This is a genomic window from Frigoribacterium sp. PvP054, from assembly GCF_040547465.1.
Classification (GTDB): Bacteria; Actinomycetota; Actinomycetes; order Actinomycetales; family Microbacteriaceae; genus Frigoribacterium.
Map to the genome: position 1 here is coordinate 119719 of NZ_JBEPPU010000010.1, position 6000 is coordinate 125718.

Consider the following 6000-nt stretch of genomic DNA (forward strand, 5'->3'; position numbering starts at 1 on the left):
GGACCGTCGACCTGGCGGCATCCGCCTGCCCTAGGCTCGAACGATGCCGTGGACGCAGATCACCCGGCGGTCGGTCGCGGCCGCGCTCGTCGGCACGCTCGTGGGCGCGACCCTCGTCGGCTGCGGGCCCGTGAACGCCGGCAGCGGGTACGGCAGCCGGTTCGAGCAGCACATGGAGGCGCTCCCGGGCGTCGTCGACGCGACGGGCGGTGGGCAGAACACGCTGCCGTTCTCGGGCTCGATGTCGGGCCGCGTCGAGATCGCCGTGGACGTCGACGCGACCACCCTCCGGAGCATCACCGACGAGATGGGCGCCTGGTGGGTGGACAACGCGTCCGCCTCGCTCGACGTCACCTCGATGGACGCGGTGGTCGGGCCGGTGTCCTTCCCCGTCCTCCCCTCGCGTGTCGACAACGGGACCACGCTCGACCTCGTGGCGCTGGTGAGGCCCCTGACGGAGTTCACGACGATCGAGGTGGTCGACCGCGGGGACGGCGACCCGCCCGGTCTCGCAGGCGAGCAGGCGGCGGGCGACCCCTTCGACGCCGTCGGGGTCCTGGCTGCCGCCCGCGCGGACGACCCCCGCTTCGACCGGGGCCCGGTCAGCGCCACCGCGGGCGACGTGACGGTGCGGACCGATGCGGGCATCGTCGACGCCGAGACCCGGGCTGCCTACGACTCGGTGGTCTCCGTCGCCACGGTCACGGCCGCCGACGTCGGGCCGGACCGGCTGGACCTCACCCTGGCCGACCGCGACGACGGCCGCGTCGTCGCCGGTCTCCTCTCGGACGAGGCGGCGACGCGCGACGTCACGGTGACGGCCGGTGGCGTCGTCCGCACGGTGGACGGGCCCCTGGACCGCGTCGAGGCCCTGCTCGCCGCCGCGACGTCCTCGGTCGGCGTCGTCGCGGCGGAGCTCTCGGCGTCCACCCTCGAGGTCAACACGGCCGGCGGCACCGACGCCCTGGCCGCCGCCGCGGCCATGTCCGCGGCGGACATCGGCGCCGGCATCGACGTGCGGTCGCTGCCGGAGTCCGGAGCGGCATCCGACGGGACGTACGCGGCCGTCGGCGCCGACTCCGCCGACCTCGGCGACGGCGTCGGACTCGTCACCGCCCTCGTCGGCGTCGCCGGGGTCGAGGCCGCGTCACTCGTCGACGGCGAGCTCTCGGTGAGCGTGCCCGCGGCCTCGGTCGACTCGCTCCGTGCCGTCTTCGCCGCCGCCGCGCCCCACCTCGAGCCCGGGATGCCGGTGACGGTGCAAAGCGGCCGGGCGGACGCCGACTTCGTCGCCGAGCCGGGCGAGCTCGAGCTCCCCGCCCGGACGACGGACACCGACGACGACACCGCCCTCCGCACGCTCGTCGCGGACGCCTGGAACGCCACGGCGCCGCTCGGCCGCTGACGGCGGGCTCCCGGCGTCCCCGGCCCTTCCCCGCCGGGGTCACGGCAGACCCCCACCCGACGCCCTTCCCCACGGACCCGGCCCGCCGTACGCTGACAGCACCACGGCGACGACGCCGCACCACGGCCGCCTCGCCCCGACAGACGACGACGGGTGCCCGATGTCCCCCACCGCGAGCGGTCCGCCCCGCGACGCCGGGTCGGTGCGCCGGGTGGTTCGTGACTCGTGGGACCGCGCCTCGCGGCACCGGCTCGACCCCGACGGCCTGCCCCGACTCGAGCTGCCGGAGGACGACCTCGACGACCGGCGCCGCGACCACCCGTTGGCGCTCGCCCTGCCCGTGGTGCGTCGCCTGCTCGTCGACGACGTCGCGGGTTCCGGGCTGCTCGTCGCGATCGGCGACGAACACGGCCGCCTGCTCTGGGTCGAGGGCGACCACGCGGCCCGCCGCCGGGCCGAGGACATGCTGTTCGTCGCCGGGGCCGGATGGTCGGAGGCGCGGGTCGGCACCTCGGCGCCGGGCACCGCACTCGTGCTCGACCGGGGCGTGCAGATCCGGGGCGACGAGCACTGGAACCACCGCGTCCAGGCCTGGAGCTGCACGGCCGTGCCCGTCCACGACCCCGTCGACGGCCATCTGATCGGCGTCGTCGACATCACGGGCGACGACCGGGCGGCCGGCTCGATGACCCTGCCCCTCGTCACCGCGACCGTCGCCGCCGTGGAGGCGCACCTCGCGCTCCTGCGCTTCGCCGCGGTCGGTCGCGCCCCGGCGCGTCCCTCGCACCACCCCGTGCGCACGGTCTCGGTCGGCACCTCCGCCTCCGCGGGCCCCTCCCCCGTCACGAGCCGGACGACCCTGACGACGCTCGGCCGGGACGAGGCGATCCTGTCGGTCGGCGACGGCCGCATCACCCTCGGTGCCCGGCACTCCGAGATCATGACCCTGCTGGCCCACCGACCCACCGGCCACACGGCGCACGAACTGGCGGACGCGGTCTACGGCGACGTCGACGCGGTGTCCACCCTGCGCCCCGAGATGGTGCGCCTGCGGCACGTCGTCGAGGCCCTCGACCCGACGCTCGTCCCCCTGTCGCGCCCGTACCGGCTGCCGCGACCGGTGACCCTCGACCTCGACGCGCTCGTGGGGCTCGTCGACCGTGGCAGCCACCGGGCGGCGGTGCGGGCCGACACCGGCCCGGCCCTGCCCTCGTCCATCGCGCCCGGCATCGTGGCACTCCGGGCCGAGGTGGACGCGACGGTGCGGGACGCGGTCATCGCAGGCGGGTCGACCGCGACCCTGCAGGCGTTCGCCGAGTCGGCCGCGGGACGCGACGACCCTGCCGTCCTGTTCGAGCTCCTCCGGCGCCTGCCGCCGGGGTCGCCCCGGCGCACGCGCCTCGTCGCACACCTCGAGGCGCTCGAGGACCGCGGCTGACGCGCCCACGCCCCCGCGCCTCCGGACGCCCGGCCCGGCTCCACCACGCCCGCCCCGGCCGGGAGGTGCAACCCGATGCAACGTCCCCCGACGTAGCCTGCCGCCATCGGCGGGCGACCCCCGTCGACGACCCGACAACGACGTCGAAAGGGACAGCCATGACCGTCACCACTCCCCCGAACACCTACGCCGCCCCGGGACAGCCGGGCGCGAAGGTGACCTTCAAGCCTCGGTACGACCACTACATCGGCGGCGAGTACGTCGCCCCCGCGGGCGGCCGGTACTTCGAGAACCCGAGCCCGGTGAACGGCAAGGTGTTCACCGAGGTCGCCCGCGGCAACGCGGCCGACGTCGACAAGGCAGTCGAGGCCGCCTGGCGTGCCTTCGACTCCTGGAAGAAGACGACGATCGCCCAGCGAGCGCTGATCCTGAACAGGATCGCCGACGTGATGGAGGCGAACCTCGAGATGCTCGCCGTCGCCGAGACCTGGGACAACGGCAAGCCCATCCGCGAGGCCCTCGCCGCCGACGTCCCGCTCGCGATCGACCACTTCCGGTACTTCGCCGGCGCGATCCGCGCGCAGGAGGGCTCCACCGGCGAGATCGACGCCGACACCGTCGCGTACCACTTCCACGAACCGCTGGGTGTCGTCGGCCAGATCATCCCCTGGAACTTCCCCCTGCTGATGGCCGTGTGGAAGCTCGCGCCGGCCCTCGCGGCCGGCAACTGCGTGGTGCTCAAGCCGGCCGAGCAGACCCCCGCGTCGATCCACGTGTTCATGGACCTGATCAAGGACCTCCTGCCCGCCGGGGTGCTCAACATCGTCAACGGCTTCGGGGTCGAGGCCGGTGCGCCCCTGGCGAGCCACCCGAACATCCGCAAGATCGCCTTCACGGGTGAGACGACGACCGGGCGCCTCATCATGCAGATGGCGAGCGAGAACCTCATCCCGGTGACCCTCGAGCTCGGTGGCAAGAGCCCCAACATCTTCTTCGCCGACGTCGCCGACGAACGCGACGACTTCTACGACAAGGCTCTCGAGGGCTTCTCGTTCTTCAACCTCAACTCGGGCGAGGTCTGCACCTGCCCGAGCCGCGCGCTCGTGCAGCAGTCGATCTACGACCAGTTCACCGCCGACGGCATCGAGCGGGTGAAGCAGGTGAAGCAGGGCGACCCGCTCTCGATGGACACGATGATCGGCGCGCAGGCCTCGAACGACCAGCTCGAGAAGATCCTCAGCTACATGGACATCGGCAAGCAGGAAGGCGCGAAGCTCCTGCTCGGCGGCGACCGCGCCGACCTGGGCGGCGACCTGACCGAGGGCTACTACGTCAACCCGACGATCTTCGAGGGCCGCAACTCGATGCGGATCTTCCAGGAGGAGATCTTCGGTCCCGTCCTCTCGCTCACGAGCTTCAGCGACTACGACGATGCCGTCAAGATCGCCAACGACACCCTGTACGGCCTGGGCGCCGGCGTCTGGAGCCGCAACGGCGCCCAGCTCTACCGGGCGGGCCGTGACATCCAGGCCGGACGCGTCTGGTCGAACACGTACCACCAGTACCCGGCGGGTGCGGCGTTCGGCGGCTACAAGCAGTCCGGCATCGGTCGCGAGAACCACAAGATGATGCTCGACCACTACCAGCAGACGAAGAACCTGCTCGTCAGCTACGCGGACGGTCCGATGGGCTTCTTCTGATGGCGCCGCCCACCCCCTCGCGGGTCGACGTCTCGGCCGAGGCCGCGGCCTTCCTCGTGGATCTCACCGCCCAGCACGGCCCGCTGATGTTCCACCAGTCGGGCGGTTGCTGCGACGGCTCGTCGCCGATGTGCTACCCCGTCGGGTTCTTCCGGGTGGGCGCGGTCGACGTCCACCTCGGCGACCTGCACGTCGACGGCCTCGAGCCGATCGAGGTCTACATGTCGCGCAGCCAGTTCGAGTACTGGAAGTACACGCACCTCACCATCGACGTCGTCGCCGGCCGCGGGGCCGGGTTCTCGGTCGAGAGCCCCGAGGGCAAGCGCTTCCTCATCCGCTCGCGGATGCTCGACGACGACGAGCTGCGGGCGTTCGGGCTCGACGAGGCCGTGGCGAGCACACCGGGCTGATCGAGCCGCACCGGTCGCGCCGGGACGGCCCGACGGTCAGTCGGTCGACGGGTGGGGCAGGGCGTAGGTGCCGTGCCCCACCCGCTCGATCACACCCTGCCGGGCCAGCACGCTGAGCGTCGAGAGCACGCTGCTGCGTCGGTAGTCGGGCAGGGCGGCGACGATCTCGGTCGTCCGCCGGGCGCCGTCGCGCAGCACCTCGGGCAGTCGGTCGGCCAGGGAGTCGCCGACGGGAGGGGCCGGTGCGGTGACGCTCGTCGGGTCGCCGGCCCGCGCCTCCTGGGCGTACTCGGCCCGGGCCTGGTCGAGGCCCTCGGCCGAGACCCGCGTCGTCGACCCGTCGGTGCCCGACGCGTGGGCGTAGGGCCCGAGCGTCAGGGACCGCCCGACGCGGCCGTAGACCGCGGACGCGCTCGTGCCCTGGTGCTCGGCGATCTCGGGATACGAGGCGCCGCCGAGCAGCAGCACGGCCTCGCCCTCGAGACCGAGCCACTGGCCGAGGCTGGCGATCTCCCACCCGGCGGTCGTGACGGCCGAGCCCCACACCTCGACGTCGTCGGCGTGCTCCGTGGTGAGCGCCTTCAGGTCGTCGAGCAGGTCGAGGAGGCGTTCACGCGCGTCGTCGACGATCTCGGCCGTGAACTGCGGAGGGCGACGAAGTTTGATCGGTCGTGACATTTGTGAAAGACTATACAAGTTGCCCTCGCGGCACCACGACGTCGTCCGGCAGTCCGGGCGTCACATCCCCCACATCTTTGGAGTTCCCATGGCTTTCGCAATCGTGCGCGCCGGTGGTCGGCAGGAGAAGGTCGAGGTCGGCACCATCCTGACCGTCGACCGCCTCAAGGCCGCGACCGCCGAGACCGTCTCGTTCGTCCCCGTCCTGCACGTCGACGGCGACACCATCCTCTCGGGCGACGACCTGGCGAAGGTCACGGTCGAGGGCGAGGTCCTGAACGACCTGCGCGGCCCGAAGATCGTCATCCAGAACTACAAGAACAAGACCGGCTACAAGCGTCGCATGGGCTTCCGTGCCGACCTGACCCG

The 6000-nt window shown here is 72.7% G+C and carries 6 protein-coding genes; 5 read left to right on the top strand and 1 reads right to left on the bottom strand.

Features of this window, described 5'->3' with window-relative positions; genetic code table 11:
- Nucleotides 1-43: 43 nt before the first annotated feature.
- From ABID81_RS12895 to ABID81_RS12910, 4 genes are all read left to right on the top strand, one after another.
- Nucleotides 44-1405, top strand: coding sequence for a hypothetical protein (locus ABID81_RS12895; RefSeq protein WP_354595181.1), 1362 nt, complete (start codon nt 44-46; stop codon nt 1403-1405).
- Between the two features lie 160 nt (nt 1406-1565).
- The gene (locus tag ABID81_RS12900; protein WP_354595182.1) at nt 1566-2843 is read left to right on the top strand and encodes a GAF domain-containing protein; all 1278 of its coding nucleotides are present in this window, start codon (nt 1566-1568) and stop codon (nt 2841-2843) included.
- 158 nt (nt 2844-3001) lie between these two features.
- Entirely contained in the window at nt 3002-4543 is a 1542-nt protein-coding gene (gene exaC, locus ABID81_RS12905) for an acetaldehyde dehydrogenase ExaC (protein ID WP_354595183.1), read from the top strand.
- Complete coding sequence (locus ABID81_RS12910) at nt 4543-4953, top strand: DUF779 domain-containing protein (RefSeq protein WP_354595184.1); 411 nt, start codon at nt 4543-4545, stop codon at nt 4951-4953. Before exaC ends, ABID81_RS12910 begins: the two co-directional genes overlap by 1 nt.
- Before the next feature lie 36 nt (nt 4954-4989).
- Here ABID81_RS12910 and ABID81_RS12915 read toward each other — a convergent pair whose 3' ends face one another.
- Nucleotides 4990-5631 carry a hypothetical protein gene (locus tag ABID81_RS12915; protein ID WP_354595185.1) on the bottom strand — a complete coding sequence of 214 codons (642 nt, stop codon included), beginning with the start codon at nt 5629-5631 and terminating at the stop codon, nt 4990-4992.
- A gap of 88 nt (nt 5632-5719) precedes the next feature.
- Here ABID81_RS12915 and rplU point away from each other — a divergent pair.
- The coding region (gene rplU / locus ABID81_RS12920) for a 50S ribosomal protein L21 (RefSeq protein WP_354595186.1) at nt 5720-6000 on the top strand (281 nt) is incomplete at its 3' end.